Raw genomic sequence first — 22,132 nt, 5'->3', positions numbered from 1 at the left:
AGACTAAGTAAACTTAGAATAAATTCAAAAAAGCGCAGATTTAGAAAGGATATCCAAAAGCAAAATTCAAGACCGGTTTTAAAGGTTGCCATTTGCTGATCACCCAGCGGTCGCCCACAGGTTTATTTGGATCGTACACTTTATAAGCGGCATCTAATCGTAAGGTGATGTAGGCAACATTAATTCTTAAACCAACTCCAGTTCCAACCCCCATTTGAGAAATAAATTTATTGAACTTAAACTGATCACCAAAGCCGCTGTCTTTTAAGCTCCAGATATTTCCGGCATCTACAAAAGCAGCACCTTCGAACATGTCTGTGAATGGCATTCTGTATTCAATATTGGTTGTTAGTTTTACATTGTCCATGACATAAGAACGAACCTTTTCATCAAGTTGAGAATCTGCCGGACCTAAGCCTCCAAAGACTCGCCAAGCACGAATGTCATTTGATCCTCCGTTAAAATAGGACCGAACAAAAGGCATACTGGAGGAGTTTCCATAAGGGATTCCAATTCCTATAAACTGTCTTAATGCAAGCGTTTGCTTTTCATTATTAAAGGTGAAATATTTTCTAACATCAAAATCAAATTTTACAAACTGGGAATACGGAATATTGAAAATCGTTCTGGAAGGTCCCGTAACAATTCCATCTTCTTTTCTGCTGCTGTTAAATATGCTGAAGACATTTCCTGCCATTTCAAATTTTCCATTAAAGTAGAAAGGATTTGGACGATCTTTTTTACCGATTTCATTATAAACAAAGTTATAGATTATGGAGGAAATTAAGATGTTTTGTGTTTGCCGGTCTTTATTAATCAAGGATTGCAGAAAAGTATTGAGATCCGAACGTTGGTCTCCGGATAATGATTCCTGAAAACCTGTATCTGCTACAATTGTAGATGACAAATCATCGGAAGTAATTAAACCGTTCTGAAAATCCTGCCATAAGGCCGGGGAATAAATTTGGAATATTTTATCGCGTACATCCTGATCACGTGGAAAGAAATCGTAATATCGATCTTTGTTTTGTGTAAAGCTTAATTGCGTATTAAAAACCGAAAGCCGGTGTGATACAATATCATTGGCATTCGCAAAATAATTTAAACTGGCATTAAAACCAATTCTGCCCAACCCGATATTATCCTGAACCGAAGTTCCTAAATTGATGGAAGAATTAGGGGAGTACCTTTTGGGAACCACCTTCCAAGTTTTAAAGGGAAGGAGTAAGCGAGGGAAATTCAGGGCAACCTGCGCTGAAATTTCATAAGCCAAACTCCGTTTGTCTGTGTTTTTTGAGCTCTTTACGGAGCCGAAAATCCCGGAGAGACTGGTCGTTAAGTTCTCTGCGCCACCAAAAATATTACGGCTCGTAAGATCAACAGAAGGCGAAACACCGAAGTTGAGGATTTGAGAATAATTAAGATCCGTTGCTATTTTTAAATCATATTTAGGAAGCGGCGCTAAATAATAACTAACATCTAAAATACTGTCATCGGTCTTGCGCAAAATCTCGTCGTATTTAATAATGCTGAAATTATTCATCGCAGAAATATTTCGCTTTGTTAAATCCAGATTTTTTTGATCATATACTTCTCCCGGGCGCAAAATAATAGGTCTCCACAGTGCGAGTGTTTTATACTGATCATCGAGTTTATAAAAATTAATTCGTAAAAGAGAATCTTTCACAGTATCTACAGAATCCGAAAGTTTACTCAAAAGATGAACTTTAACATTCCCAATAGTTGTCAACTTGTACGGTGTATTTGCAGAATCTTTCCGTACATCCATTGTTAATGGCACATTTTTTCTGCTTTGCAAAGTGTCTGCAGTAAAATAAATTTCTTCATTTGAACTATTGAACCTATAATAACCCGATTCTTTCATCAGCTCATTGATTCTTTTTACCTCCTTTTCCAGAACGGCCTGATCCAAAATATCTTTACCACGAATCAACGACTTTCTTAAATTTTTTTCATAAATATTTTTAATATTTGCATCTGGAATATTATAATAGTAATCGCTAATGTAGGTAGGATCTTTGTGAGTGATAAGGTAATTTGCTTGTGCTTTTTTGTTTGCAGAATCTAGATCGTGACTGAATTTAACATCGGAGTCCCAATATCCTCTGTAGACCAAATATTTTCGAATAGAATTTGCACTGGTTTCCGTTTTTCCCTGATCCAAAATAACAGGCGGCTGACCTAAATTCTGCATAAATCTCTCATAGAAGAGACTTTTTCCTACATATTCAGGATGCTCATATTTTACGAAGAGGGAGTCCCGAAGTTTTTGATCTCTGACTTCGGACGGATAGGTCATATATTCTGCAAGGATGGAATCGTATTTTGGATTCGTAGCGTTGTACAACCATAATCCCAAAGGAAAAAGAAAAAGCTGTTTTTTATTGGGTTTTTGACTTACGTGATCGGGAATATTATCAGAATAGAGTTTACCATCTTCGTAGCGGTAATTATTTTTGGTCAAAAGATAATCACCATCTGGAACTTTTTTCGTGGTACTGCAGGCGTACAAAAACATAACCGTGATTGCAGATGAAAAAAATAAGTAATACTTTTGAAAATATTTTGATAAATGATTACGGCTCATAAAATAAAAATTTTACAATCTCTTGATAAAAAGAAGTTCAGACAAAAATACAATTTGTTTTTGGTTGAGGGCAATAAAACAATCAAAGAAATACCTAATTCTCGATATAAAATCAAGGAGATCTATTCTGTTTCACCGGAAGATTTACCCGTTGCAAAGTCTCTTATCACCCAAATTGAGCCAACTATTTTAAAAAAAATCAGTTTTCTTCAACATCCGAAAGATTCGGTTGCGGTATGTGAGTTAAAAGAAAATTTTTTGGTGGAAAATGTAGAAGTACAGCTTATATTGGATGGAATTCAAGATCCCGGAAATTTGGGAACCATCATCCGGTTAGCGGACTGGTTTGGTATTCGACAAATCGTTTGCAGTGAAGATACAGCGGATTATTACAATCCAAAAGTGATACAAGCCAGTATGGGTTCTTTTCTACGAGTGAACATTGTCTATGAAAATTTAGAAAAGGTGCTTGCCAATTCCCATTCAGCAATTATAGGGACCGACATGGTTGGTCAAAATCTGTACGATTTTAAATTCCCTGAAAAATTCAGTTTGGTCTTAGGAAATGAAGGAAATGGAATGCGTTCGGAAATTAAGAAATTACTGACCGATAAAGTAACAATTCCACGTTTCGGCAGTTCGAAAGCCACAGAAAGTCTAAATGTCGCGATGTCGACCGGAATTATTTTAGGACAAATCTTTTCTGAAAAATAGTTTTAAGAGTTTTTAAATTAAATTAACTGTTCAAAACTGGAAGTTGTTTGGCTTCTCTGATATTCATCGATTTTTCTACGAATGAATCGAAGTGCAATCGGCGCAAGATAAATCAAAGCTAATCCGATGAGCTTCTTTTTCCAGCTGCTGTTCCGAATACTTTTTCTTGCATAATTTCCGACAAAAGTTACGGCGCCAACCTTCAAGGTATTTTGTAATAAGTTGAATCCAGCATCACTTTTTGCAAAACCTAAAACAGCATTTTTATTTAAAAGTGAATCCTTCACATTGTTAGAAATCTCCTTTACAATTTCACCTTTGTTAATTATAGTTTTGATTTCTCCATCTGGTGTAGATTCTTCCTGTAAAAATCGATCTGTGAAACCATGGGTAAGCGCACTAAGGCTTTCTTTGGTATTATCAAAAGTCAAAAGATCTCCTAATTCATCAACTTCTTTTTTTAACAAAGCTTTTTTCCTTCTTAATTCTTCTAAACTGTTATATTTCGTGCTCATGGTATTAAGAGTTAATTAATTTTATAATTTTATCGGCCACTGTATTCTGAATAGATTTTCGGCTTAAAAAAAGAATCGCTATAATAAGTAGATACAAAGCTGCCATAATTAAAATTCCGTAGGCATAATTACCGAGCCAATATCCGATAAGTAAACCAAGTCCTATGTTAAATAGAATGATGAAAAATAGTGCGGCAATTGCAAAAAGACTGATAAAAGTAATTAAACCAGCGGTAACCGAAGATTTTTCTGTGACTTCCATTTTAAGCAAGTCTAATTTTTTTGAGGCAAATTCTTTTACTATTTCTACCATAATATTTTTTTTAAATTTACAAAAAAAGGAACTTAGAAATAAAGTTCCTTTTAATTTTAGGACTAAATAAGAAGAAAAGTTTTACGATTTCATTCCGTCTAATTCATTCTCTACATCAGATACTACGTCTTTTGTTGCAGCAACTGCTTGGTCCTTATATTTGTCATATCCATCTTTTACAGAAGTTACTACTTTATCAGCAGTTTCTTTAACCTGAGATGAAATGTTACCATACTGATCTTTTACTTTTCCAGATAAGTCTTGATACTGCTCTTTTGCTTTCTCAGAAACTTTACCATATTGATCAACTGCCTGATCTTTTAAATCATTGGCTTTAGTTTTGATTTTTTTTCTTGTTTCTGCACCTTCTTCCGGAGCATAAAGCATTCCTAAAACTACACCTGCTGCTGCTCCTGCTAATAGACCTGCTAGAACACTCGCCGCGTTATTACCTTTTTTCGACATTTTAATAATTTTAATAGTTAATAAATTTCATGTTAGAGCTTTTCACCCTTGTAGTCTAAAGTTACAATTAATATACCAAAGAAAAAAGTTAGTGTCTTAAAATATGTTAAAAGTCTTTCAGGTATGATAATATCATATCAATTGTCTCATATTTTGTAAAATCTGAATTGTCGATAACGATAGCGTCCTCCGCTTGTTTCAAAGGTGCAACTTCTCTTTCACTATCAGTTTTATCTCTGGATAAAAGGTTTTCTCTTACTGTATTTTCATCGGTGTCAAGACCCAAATTCTTGAGTTCCAAAAAGCGCCTTTTTGTCCGTTCTTCTACACTTGCTGTCAAAAAGAATTTAAAATCTGCATTAGGTAAAATAACAGTGCCGATGTCACGACCATCCATAATAACGCCGCCTTTCTCTGCAATCTTTCTTTGGGCATCAAGTAAAAAATCACGAACTTCTTTCTGAAGTGCAATTAAACTAACATTTTCAGAAACTTCGTTGCTTCTGATTTGCTTAGAAATATCTTCTCCATTAAGAAACATAACCAGCTCTTCATTAACAGGTTTAAATTTCAGCTCTATTTCATTAAATCTGCTAAAAAGTTCGGGCAAGTTGATTTCTCCATCTTTGCCGATGCAATTGTTTAAAGCGAAATAGGTAATTCCACGATACAATGCTCCGGTATCCAGATGAACCAATCCCAATTTTTGAGCAATAATTTTAGAGATCGAACTTTTTCCTGTAGAAGAGTAGCCATCAATGGCAATTACTGGTTTTCTCATAAAGCAAATTTCCTGTTTTTTTTTGAATATAAAAAATAAAGATTAGGCATTTAATCGCTGAGTAAAAACTAAGGTTTAAACAATTCGTGATGATTGTTAACAATGATAAAAATATTAGACAACAAAAATTCCATCTGAATGATATAATGGAATGATACTATTTTGATGAAGTTTGAAGACAAAAAGGATTTATCTTCTATTCCCGGAGACTTCGATAAGGTCCATCGTTAAGCCAAACATGTTCACATTGGAGGAATTATGATACCTCACATGCGCATAATCAAATCGGAAACTCGAAATTTTAATTCCAAAACCCGCAGATAATCCGGCGAAACTTCTTTGATCCAAAACGGCAAGCTCGTTACCTCGTCGGATATTGTAACCAAAACGAATATTGAAGGCTTGCTCAGGAAACAATTCTGCGCCCAAAGAAATATGGTCTGCCACTTTACGGGTCCAACGCGTTTCCTGACCATTATTATTAAGGTCCTGAGAAATATTAAATTTTTGTAGATCGTGTGCGGTAACTGTAATTGCTAAAGGGAATTCATCTAAAATCTTGGTATAACCTAAATCAACACGGAAAGCGACATTTTCCCGAACGCCATTAAAAGACTTGAACTGATATCCGAAATTACGGAAAACCAAGGCCACCGTTTCATTACTTTGCTTGTTATGATACGTCACACCCGCATTCCCAACTACGGCCATCGACGTGTAAGAATCAATTTTAGAAGTTACAAAATTTGCACCACCGGCGATTGTAAAATCTTCATCAAACTGATAAGCGTAGGCAAGACCAATTGACGCATCCATGGCACCAAATTCTCCACTAATTTCTGCACTTTCATCAGTTCTGGGTATTTTTCCATAATCCATGTAGCGTGCATTGAAGCCCAGCAAATGACCTTCTTCCAAATCTTTTACAAAACTTACGGTTCCATATTTTGAATCGGCAAGGTAAGATGCGTAGTTCACGGAAAGCATTTGATCCTGCTCCAAATTCATCAATCCAGGATTCACTCCTGCAAAACTCACATCAAAATCGCGAACAGAAACAGCATCTCCACCCAAAGCAGCCTGTCGTGCAGACACCGGAATGTTCAGAAAAGGGTACACATTGGTCCCTTCCTGAGCAGTCAGAATGCCGGCAACTGATAACGCAAAAAGTAGAGTGATTTTTTTCAATGGATGTTTTAAAGGTGCAAAAATAATTTATTTAAGTACTTTTCAAAAATAATTTCGGTGTAAATATAATTCTATTAACGAAATTATTCACGTTTCCTTATATTTGCACCGTAAAAAAAGTAATAAAATTGTAAAAATGAAATACGGACGAATTCTTCTTAAACTCAGCGGCGAAGCATTAATGGGAAACCGACAGTACGGTATTGATAATGACAGACTAAAAGAATATGCTTTAGAAATAAAGAAAGTTACTGATACAGGATGCCAGGTTGCAATCGTGATCGGAGGCGGAAACATATTTCGTGGTTTGGCAGGTGCAGCAAAAGGAATGGATCGTGTTCAGGGCGATTACATGGGAATGCTCGCAACTGTAATTAATGGAATGGCGCTTCAGGGTGCTTTGGAAGATGTCGGAATTTTCACCAGATTGCAAAGTGCAATTGAGATGGATAAAGTCGCGGAACCTTTCATTAAAAGAAAAGCAGTTCGTCACCTTGAAAAGGGAAGAGTTGTAATTTTCGGGGCAGGAACCGGAAATCCGTACTTCACTACTGATACTGCAGCAACTCTGCGAGCTATAGAAATTGGTGCAGACGTTATTTTAAAAGGAACAAGAGTGGACGGGATTTATGATTCTGATCCGGAAATCAATGCAGACGCGGTTAAGTTCAATTCCTTAACATACGACCAGGTTTTTGAAAAAGATCTAAAAGTTATGGATATGACCGCATTTACTTTGAGCAGAGAAAATAATTTGCCTATTATTGTCTTTGATATGAATAAAGAAGGAAATCTATTAAAAATAGTACAAGGCGAAACAGTAGGAACTTTAGTAAATTTGTAAAATCATCAGATTCCTGGGGATTTTACTTTAAAGATGTACAAAACAGAAATTTAAATATAATGGAAGAATTAGAAGTAATTGTCAGCATGACGAAGCAGGAAATGGATGCGGCCATTAAGCATCTAGAGCATGCTTTCCAAAAAATTAGAGCGGGAAGAGCCTCTACAGCAATGGTTCAGGATGTAATAGTTGAATACTATGGTGCGCCAACTCCTTTAAGTCAGGTTGCCAACGTGATGGTTCCTGATGCGATGACCATTTCAATTCAGCCGTGGGACAAATCAGCCATTGGACCCATTGAAAAAGCCATCATCAATTCAAACCTTGGTTTTGCTCCTACTAATAATGGTGAAAATATTATTCTTAATGTTCCACCTTTAACAGAGGAAAGAAGACGCGAACTTGCAAAACAAGCCAAAGCAGAAGCAGAGGCTTCCAAAGTAACGGTTCGAAATGCAAGACAAGAAGGAATGAAAGATCTGAGAAAAATCGATGGTGTTTCTGAAGACTTAATTAAAGATCACGAATCAAAAATCCAGGTTCTTACTGACCATTATGTAAAGACATGCGACGATCATTTCAAAACGAAAGAAGCAGAAATTATGAAAGTATAATTGAAAGTCTTTCTAATATAAAACGCCGTTTCAATCCTTTTGAAACGGCGTTTTAATTTTAATGTTTCTTTTCTGCAAAGCTGAAAATATTGGCGAGTTTAATTTTCGAATAACCGTTCGACTTGATCTTTGAAGCATTTACCATAGCTTGTGCAAGCACTTTTGTCGGCAAAGGTTTCTGATTTTTGAGAATTCCCAGCTTATTTATAAATTTAATAACGTTTGCTCCCACGGCTTCTGCAAATCGTTCGGAATCTTTACGGTCGAGCATTCCTGGCTGGAAAATCGTGAGTTTAGGAAATTGCAGGGCTTTTATTTTGTCTTCCAGTTCTCCTTTTATTTTAGAATAAAACATTTTTGATTTTGAAGTGGCGCCATACGCAGAAACCAACACGAAATCATCCACGTTATTTTGCCTGGCAGATTTTGCAAAATTATACTGATAATCAACATCAACTTTTCGTTGTGCTTCTTTACTTCCGGCAGCTTTTAAAGTTGTTCCCATGCAGGAAAAAGCAACATCACCTTTAACTAAATTTTTCCATTCTTCGGGTTGATTAAAATCAACAAGGTGAACTTTTGCCTTTGGGTTGTTGAAGTTTAAAGTCTTTCGCACAAATAAATGAACCTCTGTGAAATCCGGATCACCTAAGAGTTCATTCACCAAATCTTTTCCTGTAGCGCCCGTTGCGCCAATAACTAATGCAATCATTTATGTTTGTAATGTATAATTTATATTTTGTATTCTTTCTCAGTATTTAGATTTATAAAAATACTAAATTTGTTACAGACTCAATTACACGTTTAATTCTATAATATGGATGTCACGGAAATTTTAGAATATTGTCAAATGAAAAAGGGAGTGGAAGAAACGTTTCCTTTCAATCCGGAAACGTTGGTTTTAAAGGTAGGAGAGAAGATGTTCGCTCTAATTCCTCTCGAAAAACAACCTTTAACAATTTCCCTGAAAGCTGATCCTGAGTGGAGTGCAGCACTTCGGGAACAATATTCCCAAATTACCGGCGCTTATCATATGAATAAAACGCACTGGAATTCTGTAGTTTGTGAAGGTTTAAAAATGGAACTGATTTTTGAAATGATTGATCATTCTTATGATTTAATCGTCAACTCTTTGACAAAGAAGAAAAGAGAATTGTTAGAAAATCTTAAAAATTAAAATTAGAAGTCAGCTCTTTGTCTTCATCCAGTCGAATAATCAACTGTTCGAGAGATTCAAATTTAATTTCATCATGCAGGAAATCCCGGAAATTCACAGAAATTTCTTTTCCATAAAGATCGTCCTTGAAATCTAAAATATATACTTCTACGGTTTTCAACTTTCCCTCCACGGTTGGATTCGTGCCAATACTAAGCATTCCTTTAAAATGCTGCTCTTTTACAAAAACATCAACTATATACGCTCCGTTTTTTGGTAAAAGTTTCATAGGATGTACCTGAATATTCGCCGTTGGATAACCAATAGTTCTGCCGATTTTTTGCCCATGAATCACTTCACCGGAAACAGAATAATGATAACCCAACATTTTGTTGGCGGAAAGAATGTCGCCTTTTACTAAAGCGTTTCGAATTTGCGTGGAGCTTATATTAAGATCTTTATAATTCACAGCTTCCACCTGTTCAACTTCAAAACCAAGTTCGGGACCCATTTTCTTTAATAGAGAAAAATCCCCGCTTCTGTTTTTACCGAAGGTGTGATCATAGCCGACAATTAAATGTTTGACCTTAAGTTGTTCCACCAAAATCTGTCGCACAAATTCTTCTCCTGTTAAATTCCGAAAATCTTCATCAAATTCTTTTAGAAATAGATGTTGTAATCCATTTTTCTGCAGCAGATATTTTTTTTCATCAATGGTATTGAGGAGTTTTAAATCATCATTGGGATTAAAAACTTTTCGCGGATGCGGCCAGAAAGTTAATATTGCAGACTCTAAATTCTTAATCTGCGCAATGGTGTTTAATCGATGGATAATGCTTTGATGTCCCAAATGAACACCATCAAACATACCAATCGAAAGAGCCAAAGGAGTTGCAGAGTCGGAACGCAGGAAATTTTCTTTAATTTTCAACTGAAATTCTTAATAATAATGAAAAGAAGAGCCAATAAAATGGCGTGAAACTAACTTTGTGCAAATATGACAAAAATCTTCTTTTAAACCAATTGCAAATTTGACAATATTCATTATATTTGCACACACGAAAAAAATTAGCAATGGCAAACCAAATTAAAGGAAAAATTTCTCAAATTATTGGACCGGTAATCGACGTATTATTTACGGATGCGTCAGAACTTCCAAGCATTTATGATGCATTGGAAATTACAAAAACGGACGGTAGTAAAGTAATACTTGAAGTAGAACAACATATCGGCGAAGATTCTGTAAGATGTATCGCGATGGATGCTACCGACGGATTACAGAGAGGTCAGGAAGTAATTTCTCAAGGAAGACAAATCACAATGCCTGTAGGCGATGCTGTTTACGGTAGATTGTTTAATGTAGTTGGTGACGCGATCGACGGTATTCAACAAGTTTCTAAAGAAGATGGTTTGCCGATTCACAGAGCAGCACCAAAATTTGACCAGTTAACAACTTCAGCAGAAGTACTATTTACCGGGATTAAAGTAATTGACCTGGTAGAGCCTTATTCTAAAGGAGGTAAAATTGGTTTGTTCGGTGGAGCAGGGGTTGGTAAAACAGTACTGATCCAGGAATTAATTAATAATATTGCAAAAGGTCACGGTGGACTTTCTGTTTTTGCCGGTGTAGGTGAAAGAACCAGAGAAGGAAACGACCTTTTGAGAGAGATGCTTGAATCAGGCATTATTAAATATGGTGATGCATTCATGGAATCCATGGAAAAAGGAGGATGGGATTTATCTAAAATTGATTTGGAAGAGATGAAGGATTCTAAATGTACCTTCGTTTTCGGACAAATGAATGAGCCACCTGGAGCAAGAGCAAGAGTTGCTTTGTCCGGTTTAACGATCGCTGAATACTTTAGAGATGGTGACGGACAGGGACAAGGAAGAGACGTATTATTCTTCGTTGATAATATCTTCCGTTTTACTCAAGCAGGTTCTGAGGTATCTGCACTACTGGGAAGAATGCCATCTGCAGTAGGTTACCAACCAACTTTAGCTTCGGAAATGGGTGCGATGCAAGAGCGTATTACTTCAACTAAAAATGGTTCAATTACTTCAGTACAGGCAATTTACGTTCCTGCAGATGATTTAACTGACCCGGCGCCGGCAACTACCTTCGCTCACTTAGATGCAACTACGGTATTGGACAGAAAAATTGCTTCATTAGGTATTTATCCCGCAGTAGATCCATTGGCTTCTACTTCCAGAATCCTAACTCCTGAAATTTTAGGTGATGAGCACTATGACTGTGCACAAAGAGTAAAAGAAATTCTTCAAAAATACAAAGCATTACAGGATATCATCGCGATTCTTGGGATGGAAGAACTTTCAGAAGATGATAAATTGGCAGTTTACCGTGCGAGAAAAGTTCAGAGATTCTTATCTCAACCTTTCCACGTTGCAGAACAGTTTACCGGTTTGAAAGGAGTATTGGTAGACATCAAAGATACCATCAAAGGATTTAACATGATCATTGACGGTGAGTTAGATCATTTACCTGAAGCTGCTTTCAACTTGAAAGGTACGATTGAAGAAGCTATCGAAGCAGGTGAAAAAATGTTAGCGGAAAACGCATAAGCAATTTTAAATGATTAATTTTAGATTTTAAATTATGAAAATCATTTAAAATTTAAAATCTATAATCTATAATTTTAAAGAATGAATATTAAAATTTTAACTCCGGAGTTTGTCGTTTTTGAAGGTGAAGTAAAATCAGTTTTGCTTCCCGGTAAAAATGGAGAGTTCCATATCATGAAAGATCACGCTGCAATCGTTACTTCCCTGAATGGTGGTAAAATTAAAGTCTATACTGATAAGATCAAGGAGGAATATAGCCAGCATTTCACTAAAGAAAATGAAAAAGAAAGTGTGTTTTCTTTTGTAATGAAAAGTGGAGTTGTTGAATTCAGCAATAACAAAGGAATTATTCTCGCTGAATAAGCTTCTTTAATTATCAATATCAATCCCATCTTAGAAATAAGATGGGATTTTTTATATCCTTTACAGTTATGCTAAAGAAGGTTTTCTGTTTAATGATAATACTTTTCCAGCAGTTCACTTTTAGATTTTAATCATCTAAATCATGAAATTAAACTTCTAAAATTAGTGCTGAAGTTTTTCTCTTTTATGAGCGATTATAATTAAAGCGATCATAATTACGATAGAAACAATTGAAGCATTTAATGTTCCTAAATCCAGACCACCTTTCGCAAGTGGTTTCGTCAAGAAATCACCGAAAGTCGCACCAAATGGACGTGTGAAAACAAAGGCGATCCAAAATAAAAGAATGTGATTAATTTTGGTATAAGAATGAAGTAAGACCACGACAACGATTACCGACAAAGTGATCAAAGCGCCAATCAGATAACTGAAACCTAAGCCATCATTCAGATAATCACCAAAGGCAGTTCCTAAACTATTTGAAAATAAGACAGCAACCCAGAAATAAATTTCTTTCTGTTTTTCAAAGATAGGAGAGACTTCCAGATTTCCATATTTTTTATGCCAGAGATAAAGCGTTAATAACAGAAAAAAAACAAGAACAAAACTTCCTGAAGCATATCCTAAATGCAAACTTCGATCAATAAAGTCAGATATTTCAGTCCCTAAAGTTGTCGTTCCAATGATGACCAACCAGAAAAAATCTGGAATATATCTTTTGGCTGAAAGTTGAAAATAAAGCGTGATTAAAAAGAAAACCAAAGTAATTCCGATTCCGGCGAGGTAACCCAGATCTAATGTTTGAGCAAAAAAATCGCCTAATGTTTCACCAAGTGTGGTGGCGACAATTTTCATTAACCAAAAGAGAATCGTAATGCTTGCAACTTTATTCAGAGATAAATGTTCGGATGAATTTATGTTCAGTTATTTGAATTTCACTAATCAATTTTGAATCCAATATTTCTCTCGTGAAAATAAAATATCAGCAATATGTGAAGAACTAACGTGAAAGTATAAAGAAATTACAAACTCAAAATAACACCGTTTTCTTTCAATTGCTGAATCGGTTTTGAAAACCAGAATAATTCAAAATCTTCAAACTGTTCTTCAAAGTGAGTTTTGAGTTGTTGAAGGGTAATTTTTTTAGGATTGTCTGTAGAGTTTTCAGCAAAGATTTTCATCAGCCAATCTGCTTGATCTCTTTCCAATTCTATTTTTACGATATTGGTTTTAAGATGAAACGTCAATCGGCTATATTCAAAAGCGCCAGCTCTGGTTTTTTTAAAGAAGTTTTCTACATTCGCATTTTTATCCAGAAAAACTAGCTTTGAGTTTCCTTTAAAAACAAAATTTTCTTCTTCTAAAAGACAGTCGTGAATATAATCCGGATGAATGGTTGTTTTCGGAATTTTAAAATCGAACCAGTCTTTTAGGGGTAGATCGAAATTAATTCCGTGCATGAAATTGAATAAGGATTTTTTTAAACCAAAACTAAATTTACTGTGATCAATTCCGGTTTCGTCGGTAAAGTCGATATCGTTATGTGCAAAAAGGATTTCTTTTTTAAGCGGTTTTACACCGAACTCTTCAGGATTATTTCCGATAGGCGAGTGTGCGGTCATGGCAAACTGATGCCAGAAACCACTTTGTACAATTCCCATTTCAAATAATTGTCGCACCATTTCTAAAGAATCCACTGTTTCTTGAACCGTTTGTGTCGGGAATCCATACATTAAATAGGAGTGAACCATCACGCTAGCTTCGGTGAAATTTCGGGTAACTTTTGCAACCTGATCTACAGAAACTCCTTTGTCAATTAATTTCAATAAACGATCACTAGCAACTTCTAATCCGCCTGAAACTGCTACCAAACCTGAAGTTTTTAATAAAAAACATAAATCTCTGCTGAAGCTTTTTTCAAATCGAATATTCGTCCACCAAGTAACGACAAGATTTCGACGCAAAATTTCCAAGGCGACTTCTCTCATCAAAGCTGGAGGCGCTGCTTCATCCACAAAATGAAAACCTGATTCTCCGGTTTGTGCGATCAATTCTTCCATTCGATCCACTAAAATTTTAGCAGAAATAGGTTCGTAAAGTTTAACGTAATCTAAAGAAATATCACAGAACGTGCATTTCCCCCAATAACAACCGTGCGCCATGGTAAGCTTATTCCAACGTCCATCGCTCCATAAACTGTGCATCGGATTGGCAATTTCTATAACGGAAATATATTGGTCTAAAAGTAAATCGGTATAATCCGGCGTTCCTATAAAAGCCTGTTTATAATCTAATTTCGTAGTATTGTTTTTATAATTGACTTCCTCATTTTCTAATATAAAAGTTCTTTTAAATTCTCCTTCTGAAATCTCTTTTCCTGAAATGACATTTTCATAAACCAATTCGATCGGCAATTCGCCGTCATCTAAAGTGATGTAATCAAAAAATTCGAAGACGCGCGCATCTTTTAATTCTCTTAATTCCGTGTTTGGAAAACCGCCGCCCATCACGATTTTAAGTCCGGGATAATTAGCTTTAATAAATTGCGCACATCGAAAAGCAGAATATAAATTGCCAGGAAAAGGCACAGAAAAGCAAACCAATTTGGGCTGCACTGCATCTAATTCTTCCTTTAACAATTTTAAAGTAAACTCGTCCGTAAAAGTTTGAGGAGCATTTAATTTTGAATACAATTCATCAAAGGAATTGGCACTTTGACCAATGCGTTCTGCATATCTGCTAAACCCAAAATCAGCATCGATATTTTCAACGATATAATCTGAAATGTCTTCTAAATATAAGGTTGCGAGATGTTTCGCTTTGTCCTGTAAACCCATATTTCCGAAAGCGAATTCCATATCATCAAGCTGATTGAAACGGGAAGCTTCCGGCAAAAAATTCATGCTGCAGATTTGCCTGGCCAAGGTCGGATTATGATTTTGTAGAAAAAGAATAACCTGATCGATGGTCTTGATATATTCTTCTCTTAAAGCAAAAATTCGCTTTGAGTTTTCAGAAGTAATTTCAGTAGTATTTGTTGCAAAGACTTTTTCGATCCCACTTTTTGAGAATAATTCCAAGATCACTTCAATGCCCAAATCAATCTGATAACTTGAAATATTTTTAGTATTCAAAAAACCTTTAATGTAAGCCGTAGCCGGATAAGGGGTGTTGAGTTGGGTAAAAGGCGGAGTGATGAGAAGCAGATCTTTCAAGGAATTTTCTTTTTGCAAATTTATTTTAAATCTTTGGAATTACGACCATTGATTTTATTTTGAAAAAACCGCCAGATTATTCTGACGGTTTTATAGCTCTTTATTTTAATATAATTTACAGATCAAAATCTCCGGCAGCTTCTGGCTGATAAATTATTTCATCAATTACAATTTTTGTCATTCCGGAAGGAATCAACCAATCAATTTCATCACCAACTTTATAACCAATCAATGCCGACGCAACGGAGGAAAATATAGAGATTTTTTTCTCCTTAATATTCGCATCAGCTGGATAAACCAATTGGAATTCCATGGTCGTTTTGTTATTTTGAAAGTGAATTTTCACAATTGAATTCATCGTTACAACATCACCATCAATTTGATCCTGTTCTACAATTTTTGCAGATTTAAGTTCAGCAAGTAACTTTTCAGCTTCTTCCTTCTTGATGCTGTTCCTAGCTTTAGCATCGGTAATTGAACGGTGAATTTTATTAAAATCCTGTTTGGTAATGATAACTTGGCTCATATGATTTGATCGGTGTAAAATAAAAAACCGTCTGAATTTTTCAAACGGTCTATATTAAAAATATATTTTGAAAAATTTTATGACTCTTTAAATTGAAGTTGTTTTTCCTCTAACAATTTTTTCTCCTGCTCTTTGTAAAAGCCTGAAACTAATTTTTCGTGAATTGCTTCAAAAGCAGCAAGCGTTTCATTAATTTCTGAATCGGTGTGTGAAGCAGTAGGAATTAATCTCAATAAAATCATTCCTTTTGGAATTACAGGGTAAATTACTACTGAAGTAAAAATCCCAAAGTTCTCTCTTAAATCTCTGGAAAGTAGGGTAGCTTCTACCGTTGAACCTTCCATCATCACAGGAGTTACACAAGTGTTTGATCCTCCTAAGTTGAAACCTCTTTCTTTAAGACCATTTTGTAATTTACGAACGTTTTCCCAAAGTTTTTCTTTGATCTCCGGACGTGAACGCAACAAATCTAATCTTTTCAACCCTCCAATCACCATTGGCATTGTTAAAGATTTTGCAAAAACCTGTGAACGTAAATTATATTTCAAGATTCTAATGATATCTTTATCAGCAGCGATAAACGCTCCGAAACCTGCCATTGATTTTGCGAAGGTAGAAAAGTAAACATCGATCTGATCCTGACAACCTTGCTCTTCTCCTGCACCGGCACCGGTTTTCCCTAAAGTACCAAATCCGTGAGCATCATCAACGAGTAATCTGAAGTCAAATTTTGATTTTAAATCACAAATCTCTTTAATTTTACCCTGCATTCCACGCATACCGAAAACTCCTTCGGTAATAACCAAAATACCGCCACCTTGTTCTTCTGCCACTTTCGTCGCTCTTACAAGATTTTTCTCTAAGCTGGCAATATCATTATGTCTATACGTAAAGCTTTTACCCATATGAAGACGCACACCATCAACGATACAAGCATGGGAGTCTGAATCATAAACAATGACATCATGTCTGCCAACCAATGCATCAATAGTTGAAACCATTCCCTGATAACCGAAGTTTAAAAGGTAGGCGGCTTCTTTATTTACGAATTCTGCTAATTCTCTTTCTAATTGCTGATGCTGTTCTGTTTCACCAGACATTGCACGGGCACCCATGGGGTAGAACATTCCATATTCCGCTGCAGCTTTTGCATCGGCCTCTAGAACTTCTGGGTGATTACATAGTCCTAAGTAATCATTTGCACTCCAAAAAATAACTTCTCTTCCTTGAAATTTCATTCTTGGTCCAATGGGACCTTCTAATTTCGGGAAAACGAAATACCCCTCTGCATAATCTGCAAACTGGCCTAAAGGGCCTGGATTTTCTCTAAGACGTTGGAAAATATCTGTCATTATTTTTTTATATTTATAATACTCAAAGTTAGTTAAATTTCGCTAAAAAAAACTTTTTGCAAGTAACAAAAAGCTTTTATATATTTTTGAAATTGGTTTATTTTATGACTTCTGTTTTGAAAACTTCATCGTAGTTGTGAACCCCATTATTCACGAATCCCTGGGCTGCCATCCATTCATCACTATACACTTTAGTAATGTATCTTGAACCGTGATCCGGATAAATCACAACCACCAAATCATCTTCAGAAAAAGGATTTGCATTTGCGTACTGTAAAAGTCCTTGTGTCACCGCTCCGGAAGTATAACCACCCATAATGGCTTCTTTTAAAGCAATTTCTCTTGTGCGGTAAGCAGACATTTCATCATTAACCCTTACAAATTCGTCAATTTTGTCGAAAAGTAAAGCACCCGGAATAAGGTTTTTACCCATTCCTTCTATTTGATAAGGATGAATATCTTCTTTATGAATTTCACCGGTTTCATGAAAGCTTTTCAGAATAGATCCTGACGCATCAACGCCGATAATTTTAATATTGGGATTTTTCTCTTTCAAAAATTTTGCTGATCCTGATAAAGTACCACCAGTTCCTGTACATGCAAAAAGATGCGTGATCTTGCCTTCCGTTTGTTCCCAGATCTCCGGGCCGGTGGTTTGATAATGTGCATCAATATTCAATTCATTAAAATACTGATTGATGTAGATGGAATTTGGCGTCTCTGCAGCGACTCTCTTCGCAACTTCGTAGTAGGATCTTGGATCATCTGCCGGGACATTGGCGGGACAAATGTAAACCGTAGCTCCCAAAGCCTTAAGATAAGCAATCTTTTCCTTCTTCGTTTTATCGCTAACGGCAAGAATACAACGGTAGCCTTTGATGATGCAAACCATCGCTATAGAAAATCCCGTGTTACCGGAAGTTGTTTCTACTACAGTAGAACCGGGTTTCAAAAGCCCCTTTCTTTCTGCTGCTTCTATGATGTGCATTGCAATTCTGTCCTTTGTAGAATGGCCGGGATTATAAGATTCTAACTTGGCATAAACTGTGGCCGGAATATCATTAGTCACCTTATTCAGTTTAACTAAAGGAGTATTACCTATCAAACCCAGAATATTATTGTAAACATTAGTCATTATTTCGTCGTTTTTTCTCTATAAAACCGTGTGCAAAAATACTAAAAAATAAATAATTCAACAATTAATAAAGAACTTTGTGATTCAGTACTTACGATACACACTTAAGATCAGTCGATTTGTAAGATTTCGCACCGGGCAAATAGTGTTCCAATTATTTAAATTTTGTTAAAAAGAAGGTATAATAAGTTAAAAACCTTATTTTCGCAACATTGAAATTTTAATATGAAAAATTGGTCTTTTAAACAGTGGAACACCATTTTAGGTTGGGGTGTTTTCGTTATTGCATTTTTTACTTATTTATCAACCATAGAACCGAACTTTAGCTTCTGGGATTGTGGGGAATATATTTCTTCGGCAGTAAAACTGGAAGTAACGCACGCTCCGGGTGCAGCACTATTTCAATTGGTGGGCGCTGTAGCTGCAGTTTTCGCTTTTGGGAACGGAGAAAACTATTCTGTGGTAATCAATGCCATGTCGGCGCTTTTCAGTGCGTTTACGATTCTGTTTCTTTTTTGGACCATCACGCATCTTGTCCGAAGATTGCTTCATAAAGATTTCAGTGAAGTAACTAAACATCAAGAGATTTCCATTCTTTTTGCAGGAGTCATCGGTGCGCTCTGTTTTACTTTCTCCGATACGTTCTGGTTTTCTGCTGTGGAAGGGGAAGTATATTCAATGGCTTCCATGTTCATTGCTCTTTTGCTGTGGTTGATCACCAAGTGGGAAAATGAATTCCATGCACCGGACAACGAAAGATGGATTATCCTTATATTCTTTGTAGCAGGTTTATCAGTGGGAGTACACATGATGTGTATGTTAGTAATCCCAGCTATTTGCTTTATTTATTATACAAGAAATTACGAATTTTCCTGGAAAAGCTTCCTTTGGGCAAACGTAATTACCTTAGTTATTTTGGCTATTGTATTTAAAGGAATATTCCCTTTAATAATGACCCTCTTCGGAAGACTTGAAATTTTTGCAGTAAATGGCTTAGGTCTGCCATTCCATTCGGGAACCATCGTGGCATTTATTATTTTAATTGCACTTTGTTATTACGCTTTGAAGTACGCCCGAAAAAGTGCGAAGAACATTTACCAGACGGCTGTTTTGTCTGTTGTTTATATGATGATCGGATTTTCTTGCTGGATGGTTATTCCGATCCGTGCAAATGCAAATCCTCCTATGAACTTAAATAATCCCGATAATGCGATTGGCATGCTGGATTATTATAATCGTGAACAGTACGGAGACTGGCCAACCTCTTACGGACAAAACTACACCGCATATTTGGATGCGAACGGTATTCAAAAAAATGAAGATGGAAGTTTTAAAACTAAGAAAACCGGCGATGTTTATGAGAAAGATGAGAACGCCGGAACCTACAGAAAAGTAGGAGAGCGTTTTAATTATGTTTTCAATAAAGATCATGTAAGTATTCTGCCGAGAATGTTTAATGAAGATAAAGGGGTGATGGAAAATTACATTTCTATGTATGGAGCTCCGGATTTTACCTTTAATTATGCCAATGCAGATGTTGCAGACAATCCCGAAGCCATCAAAATATTTGATGATTTACGAAAGAAATACGAAGAGGGCACCATCAAGGCCGCCGATTATTTGCAGGTTAAAGGCTACAATTTAATCAATGTTCAAAGACCGTCACTGGCACAGAATTTAGATTATTTTTTCACCTTCCAAAACGGATATTACTTTGTAAGATATTTAATGTGGAACTTCGTCGGAAGACAAAACGATCTGGAAGGAAACATGGAAAACAACCGTGGAAACTGGATCTCCGGAATATCGTTTATTGATAATGCTTTATATGGCGATCAATCGAAGATGCCGGCAAAATTTAAGAATGAAAGTACCGTTGCCTTTTTCTTTTTGCCATTATTATTAGGACTGATCGGATTCTTCTTTCAACTGAACAGAGATTTTGGACGATTCTACGCCATCTTATCCTTATTTATAATTACTAGTGTGGGTATCGTTTTCTACACGGGAGTAAAGCCGTTTGAAGTTCGGGAGCGGGATTACGCAATGGTCGGTTCATTCTATGCCTTCGCTATTTGGATCGGATTGGGTGCCGGAGCATTGCTTTGGTATCTGCAGGAAAAAGTAAAATCGAACTCTTTAAATATTGTAGCCGGAGTTATTCTTTTAGGAATATCTTTAATGATGGGCTTTCAGAATTACAATACCCACGACAGAAGTGGAAGATACGCTGCTTACGATTACGCGTATTCCACCCTGAAATCTTTACCGAAAGATGATATTCTTTTTGTATACGGCGATAATGACACCTATCCAATTTGGGGAATGCAGGAAACCTCGGGTCTGCGCGACGATGTGAAAGTGGTGAATTTCACCCTGCTTTCAACTCCTTGGAACATAGACCAAGTTAAAAGACGTACTTATAATTCACAACCGGTACCTTCCGTTTTTAAACATGAAGATTATCGGGATGGGACGAATGATCAAATCTTTTTGATGAGCACAAAAGACTGGGAAAATATCTTCGCGAACCTGAAAGATCAGGGAGCACCGGATACTTCTTTTGCAGAATTCAGAAAATATCTGACGCAGGATTCTATGACCATGAAAGAAGCGGTCAACTTTATCAAAATGAAATCTGATAATAAAGATGAAATTTTGAAAATGATTTTTGGGGAAGCAAAATATGAGAAATTTAATTTCTTACCTGTTTCAAAATTCGTCTTACCGGTTAATAAAGAGAATGCGTTAAAAGCAGGAACCATAGAAGCAAAAGATTTGGCAAATACCGTAGACCAGATCACCATTGATTATAAAAGCACAAGCATGTTCAAAAACAACTTGCTGCTGTTAGATATCTTAGCAAATTTCGACTGGAAACGACCGATCAATTTCTCTTCCGGAGGCGTTTATGATCCCGAAAATTTATTCTATTTAAGCGATTATTTACAATTCGACGGTTTTAGCTATCGTTTGGTTCCTATTGAAACCAAAGAGCGCGAAGACGGTGAAATGGGTAGAGTAGATGCGAACTCGCTTTATAATATTGTTAAAAATTATAAATGGGGGAATTTCAAAGATCTAAAGGTTCATTTTGATGAAACGTGTACTCAAAATATTGTAAGTTATAGAAGTTCAGCGAGTCGTGCAGCAGAAGCATTATCATTATCAGGGCAGAAACAGAAGGCCGTTGAAATTTTAGATTTAGCTTCCCGCGAAATTCCGGTACAGAAGTATAATGATCCCCGTTCATTAAGCTCCATGGTTTATGGATATATCGTGGCCGGACAGGAACAGAAAGGCTTGAAACTGGCAGAAGAACTGAAGAAAGGCATCTTTACTGAATATGAATATTATTTAAGTCTTACCCCAAAAGAGCAACGTTTTGCAGGAAGACAGATGCGTGCAAAACCTATGGAATATTCCTTGGTCGTAGGTGCAGTAAGTGATGCTTACTCCAAAATTGGACAAAAAGATAAAGGATATGATTATCTGGTAAAATCTGTGGAACCTATTGATAAAAAATTTAATGCTTTTATTAAAGATTTGAAGACCATGGGAAAAGAGAAAGCCTATAATGAAGCGGAAAATGTACAGCAAATTACGCCTTTCTATACCTATTTGTTCGACATCATGAATCCTTATGATTCCACTTATGCAAAAGAAAAAGAAAATCAAATTACGACAGCGATCATCAAAGCGACGCAGTAATTAACTTATTTAAATAAATAATAAAGAAAAGAGCAATTGTAAAGTTGCT

The 22,132-nt window shown here is 36.0% G+C and carries 20 protein-coding genes; 7 read left to right on the top strand and 13 right to left on the bottom strand.

The annotated features are described in order from the left end of the window. Nucleotides 1-40: 40 nt before the first annotated feature. Complete coding sequence (gene tamL, locus EIB73_RS02965; RefSeq protein ID WP_125022488.1) at nucleotides 41-2,608, bottom strand: translocation and assembly module lipoprotein TamL; 2,568 nt, start codon at nucleotides 2,606-2,608, stop codon at nucleotides 41-43. On the opposite strand from tamL, the gene EIB73_RS02960 reads away from it, so the two are divergent. Beyond that, the gene (locus EIB73_RS02960; protein ID WP_125022486.1) at nucleotides 2,594-3,322 is read left to right on the top strand and encodes an RNA methyltransferase; all 729 of its coding nucleotides are present in this window, start codon (nucleotides 2,594-2,596) and stop codon (nucleotides 3,320-3,322) included. The two genes, tamL and EIB73_RS02960, sit on opposite strands and share 15 nt — an antisense overlap. A 17-nt stretch (nucleotides 3,323-3,339) precedes the next feature. Here EIB73_RS02960 and EIB73_RS02955 read toward each other — a convergent pair whose 3' ends face one another. The 5 genes from EIB73_RS02955 to porQ form a co-directional block, all read right to left on the bottom strand. Next, on the bottom strand, nucleotides 3,340-3,837 hold the full coding sequence (locus EIB73_RS02955) for a phosphoribosyl-ATP pyrophosphatase (RefSeq protein ID WP_125022484.1): 498 nt from the start codon (nucleotides 3,835-3,837) through the stop codon (nucleotides 3,340-3,342). Between the two features lie 4 nt (nucleotides 3,838-3,841). Then, the gene (locus EIB73_RS02950; RefSeq protein ID WP_125022482.1) at nucleotides 3,842-4,150 is read right to left on the bottom strand and encodes a phage holin family protein; all 309 of its coding nucleotides are present in this window, start codon (nucleotides 4,148-4,150) and stop codon (nucleotides 3,842-3,844) included. 81 nt (nucleotides 4,151-4,231) lie between these two features. Then, nucleotides 4,232-4,615 (bottom strand): YtxH domain-containing protein, encoded by a 384-nt coding sequence (locus EIB73_RS02945; protein WP_125022480.1) that lies wholly within the window; start codon nucleotides 4,613-4,615, stop codon nucleotides 4,232-4,234. A gap of 106 nt (nucleotides 4,616-4,721) precedes the next feature. Then, a complete protein-coding gene (gene cmk / locus EIB73_RS02940) occupies nucleotides 4,722-5,396 on the bottom strand; it encodes a (d)CMP kinase (protein WP_125022478.1) in 675 nt (224 codons plus the stop codon). Between the two features lie 189 nt (nucleotides 5,397-5,585). Beyond that, a complete protein-coding gene (gene porQ, locus EIB73_RS02935; RefSeq protein WP_125022476.1) occupies nucleotides 5,586-6,584 on the bottom strand; it encodes a type IX secretion system protein PorQ in 999 nt (332 codons plus the stop codon). A gap of 136 nt (nucleotides 6,585-6,720) precedes the next feature. Here porQ and pyrH point away from each other — a divergent pair, with 136 nt between their 5' ends. Both pyrH and frr read left to right on the top strand, forming a co-directional pair. Then, the gene (gene pyrH / locus EIB73_RS02930; protein ID WP_125022474.1) at nucleotides 6,721-7,428 is read left to right on the top strand and encodes a UMP kinase; all 708 of its coding nucleotides are present in this window, start codon (nucleotides 6,721-6,723) and stop codon (nucleotides 7,426-7,428) included. Between the two features lie 59 nt (nucleotides 7,429-7,487). Beyond that, nucleotides 7,488-8,042, top strand: coding sequence for a ribosome recycling factor (frr, locus tag EIB73_RS02925; protein ID WP_125022472.1), 555 nt, complete (start codon nucleotides 7,488-7,490; stop codon nucleotides 8,040-8,042). A 58-nt stretch (nucleotides 8,043-8,100) separates the two neighbouring features. Here the strand turns inward: frr and EIB73_RS02920 are convergent, their stop codons facing one another. After that, nucleotides 8,101-8,754, bottom strand: coding sequence for an NAD(P)H-binding protein (locus EIB73_RS02920; protein ID WP_125022470.1), 654 nt, complete (start codon nucleotides 8,752-8,754; stop codon nucleotides 8,101-8,103). 105 nt (nucleotides 8,755-8,859) lie between these two features. Here EIB73_RS02920 and EIB73_RS02915 point away from each other — a divergent pair, with 105 nt between their 5' ends. Continuing rightward, on the top strand, nucleotides 8,860-9,219 hold the full coding sequence (locus tag EIB73_RS02915; RefSeq protein WP_125022468.1) for an MmcQ/YjbR family DNA-binding protein: 360 nt from the start codon (nucleotides 8,860-8,862) through the stop codon (nucleotides 9,217-9,219). Here the strand turns inward: EIB73_RS02915 and EIB73_RS02910 are convergent. Beyond that, on the bottom strand, nucleotides 9,209-10,129 hold the full coding sequence (locus tag EIB73_RS02910) for a bifunctional riboflavin kinase/FAD synthetase (RefSeq protein WP_125022466.1): 921 nt from the start codon (nucleotides 10,127-10,129) through the stop codon (nucleotides 9,209-9,211). The genes EIB73_RS02915 and EIB73_RS02910 overlap by 11 nt on opposite strands. 143 nt (nucleotides 10,130-10,272) lie before the next feature. Here EIB73_RS02910 and atpD point away from each other — a divergent pair, with 143 nt between their 5' ends. Both atpD and EIB73_RS02900 read left to right on the top strand, forming a co-directional pair. Then, nucleotides 10,273-11,781: a F0F1 ATP synthase subunit beta gene (gene atpD, locus EIB73_RS02905; protein ID WP_125022465.1), complete on the top strand. Its 1,509-nt coding sequence runs from the start codon at nucleotides 10,273-10,275 to the stop codon at nucleotides 11,779-11,781. 81 nt (nucleotides 11,782-11,862) lie between these two features. Further along, nucleotides 11,863-12,144 carry a FoF1 ATP synthase subunit delta/epsilon gene (locus EIB73_RS02900; protein WP_125022463.1) on the top strand — a complete coding sequence of 94 codons (282 nt, stop codon included), beginning with the start codon at nucleotides 11,863-11,865 and terminating at the stop codon, nucleotides 12,142-12,144. Nucleotides 12,145-12,306: 162 nt separating this feature from the next. On the opposite strand, the gene EIB73_RS02895 is transcribed toward EIB73_RS02900, so the two are convergent. The 5 genes from EIB73_RS02895 to EIB73_RS02875 all read right to left on the bottom strand — a co-directional run bounded on the left by EIB73_RS02895 (nucleotide 12,307) and on the right by EIB73_RS02875 (nucleotide 18,372). Then, a complete protein-coding gene (locus EIB73_RS02895; protein WP_125022461.1) occupies nucleotides 12,307-12,999 on the bottom strand; it encodes a COG4705 family protein in 693 nt (230 codons plus the stop codon). A gap of 167 nt (nucleotides 13,000-13,166) precedes the next feature. Beyond that, nucleotides 13,167-15,359, bottom strand: a complete 2,193-nt coding sequence (locus EIB73_RS02890) for a B12-binding domain-containing radical SAM protein (RefSeq protein WP_125022459.1) — start codon at nucleotides 15,357-15,359, stop codon at nucleotides 13,167-13,169. Nucleotides 15,360-15,474: 115 nt separating this feature from the next. Continuing rightward, complete coding sequence (gene rnk, locus EIB73_RS02885) at nucleotides 15,475-15,885, bottom strand: nucleoside diphosphate kinase regulator (protein ID WP_125022457.1); 411 nt, start codon at nucleotides 15,883-15,885, stop codon at nucleotides 15,475-15,477. Nucleotides 15,886-15,962: 77 nt separating this feature from the next. Beyond that, nucleotides 15,963-17,237 carry an aminotransferase class I/II-fold pyridoxal phosphate-dependent enzyme gene (locus tag EIB73_RS02880; protein WP_125022455.1) on the bottom strand — a complete coding sequence of 425 codons (1,275 nt, stop codon included), beginning with the start codon at nucleotides 17,235-17,237 and terminating at the stop codon, nucleotides 15,963-15,965. Nucleotides 17,238-17,334: 97 nt separating this feature from the next. Further along, nucleotides 17,335-18,372, bottom strand: a complete 1,038-nt coding sequence (locus tag EIB73_RS02875) for a PLP-dependent cysteine synthase family protein (protein ID WP_125022453.1) — start codon at nucleotides 18,370-18,372, stop codon at nucleotides 17,335-17,337. 225 nt (nucleotides 18,373-18,597) lie between these two features. Here EIB73_RS02875 and EIB73_RS02870 point away from each other — a divergent pair, with 225 nt between their 5' ends. Then, a complete protein-coding gene (locus tag EIB73_RS02870) occupies nucleotides 18,598-22,083 on the top strand; it encodes a glycosyltransferase family 117 protein (RefSeq protein WP_125022451.1) in 3,486 nt (1,161 codons plus the stop codon). Nucleotides 22,084-22,132 lie beyond the last annotated feature (49 nt).

Source organism: Kaistella carnis (assembly GCF_003860585.1).
Classification (GTDB): domain Bacteria; phylum Bacteroidota; class Bacteroidia; order Flavobacteriales; family Weeksellaceae; genus Kaistella; species Kaistella carnis.
The sequence above is the reverse complement of the archived record's forward strand: the minus strand, read 5'-3'. Positions and strand labels throughout refer to the sequence as shown.

Excerpts from the sequence above, each read along its gene's own strand:
- EIB73_RS02875 (WP_125022453.1), bottom strand. The coding sequence starts at position 18,372 with ATGACTAATGTTTACAATAATATTCTGGGTTTGATAGGTAATACTCCT.
- EIB73_RS02955 (WP_125022484.1), bottom strand. The coding sequence starts at position 3,837 with ATGAGCACGAAATATAACAGTTTAGAAGAATTAAGAAGGAAAAAAGCT.
- EIB73_RS02960 (WP_125022486.1), top strand. The coding sequence starts at position 2,594 with ATGATTACGGCTCATAAAATAAAAATTTTACAATCTCTTGATAAAAAG.
- EIB73_RS02945 (WP_125022480.1), bottom strand. The coding sequence starts at position 4,615 with ATGTCGAAAAAAGGTAATAACGCGGCGAGTGTTCTAGCAGGTCTATTA.
- tamL (WP_125022488.1), bottom strand. The coding sequence starts at position 2,608 with ATGAGCCGTAATCATTTATCAAAATATTTTCAAAAGTATTACTTATTT.
- EIB73_RS02915 (WP_125022468.1), top strand. The coding sequence starts at position 8,860 with ATGGATGTCACGGAAATTTTAGAATATTGTCAAATGAAAAAGGGAGTG.
- cmk (WP_125022478.1), bottom strand. The coding sequence starts at position 5,396 with ATGAGAAAACCAGTAATTGCCATTGATGGCTACTCTTCTACAGGAAAA.
- pyrH (WP_125022474.1), top strand. The coding sequence starts at position 6,721 with ATGAAATACGGACGAATTCTTCTTAAACTCAGCGGCGAAGCATTAATG.
- EIB73_RS02870 (WP_125022451.1), top strand. The coding sequence starts at position 18,598 with ATGAAAAATTGGTCTTTTAAACAGTGGAACACCATTTTAGGTTGGGGT.
- EIB73_RS02950 (WP_125022482.1), bottom strand. The coding sequence starts at position 4,150 with ATGGTAGAAATAGTAAAAGAATTTGCCTCAAAAAAATTAGACTTGCTT.
- EIB73_RS02920 (WP_125022470.1), bottom strand. The coding sequence starts at position 8,754 with ATGATTGCATTAGTTATTGGCGCAACGGGCGCTACAGGAAAAGATTTG.
- EIB73_RS02895 (WP_125022461.1), bottom strand. The coding sequence starts at position 12,999 with ATGAAAATTGTCGCCACCACACTTGGTGAAACATTAGGCGATTTTTTT.
- frr (WP_125022472.1), top strand. The coding sequence starts at position 7,488 with ATGGAAGAATTAGAAGTAATTGTCAGCATGACGAAGCAGGAAATGGAT.
- rnk (WP_125022457.1), bottom strand. The coding sequence starts at position 15,885 with ATGAGCCAAGTTATCATTACCAAACAGGATTTTAATAAAATTCACCGT.
- EIB73_RS02900 (WP_125022463.1), top strand. The coding sequence starts at position 11,863 with ATGAATATTAAAATTTTAACTCCGGAGTTTGTCGTTTTTGAAGGTGAA.
- atpD (WP_125022465.1), top strand. The coding sequence starts at position 10,273 with ATGGCAAACCAAATTAAAGGAAAAATTTCTCAAATTATTGGACCGGTA.
- EIB73_RS02880 (WP_125022455.1), bottom strand. The coding sequence starts at position 17,237 with ATGACAGATATTTTCCAACGTCTTAGAGAAAATCCAGGCCCTTTAGGC.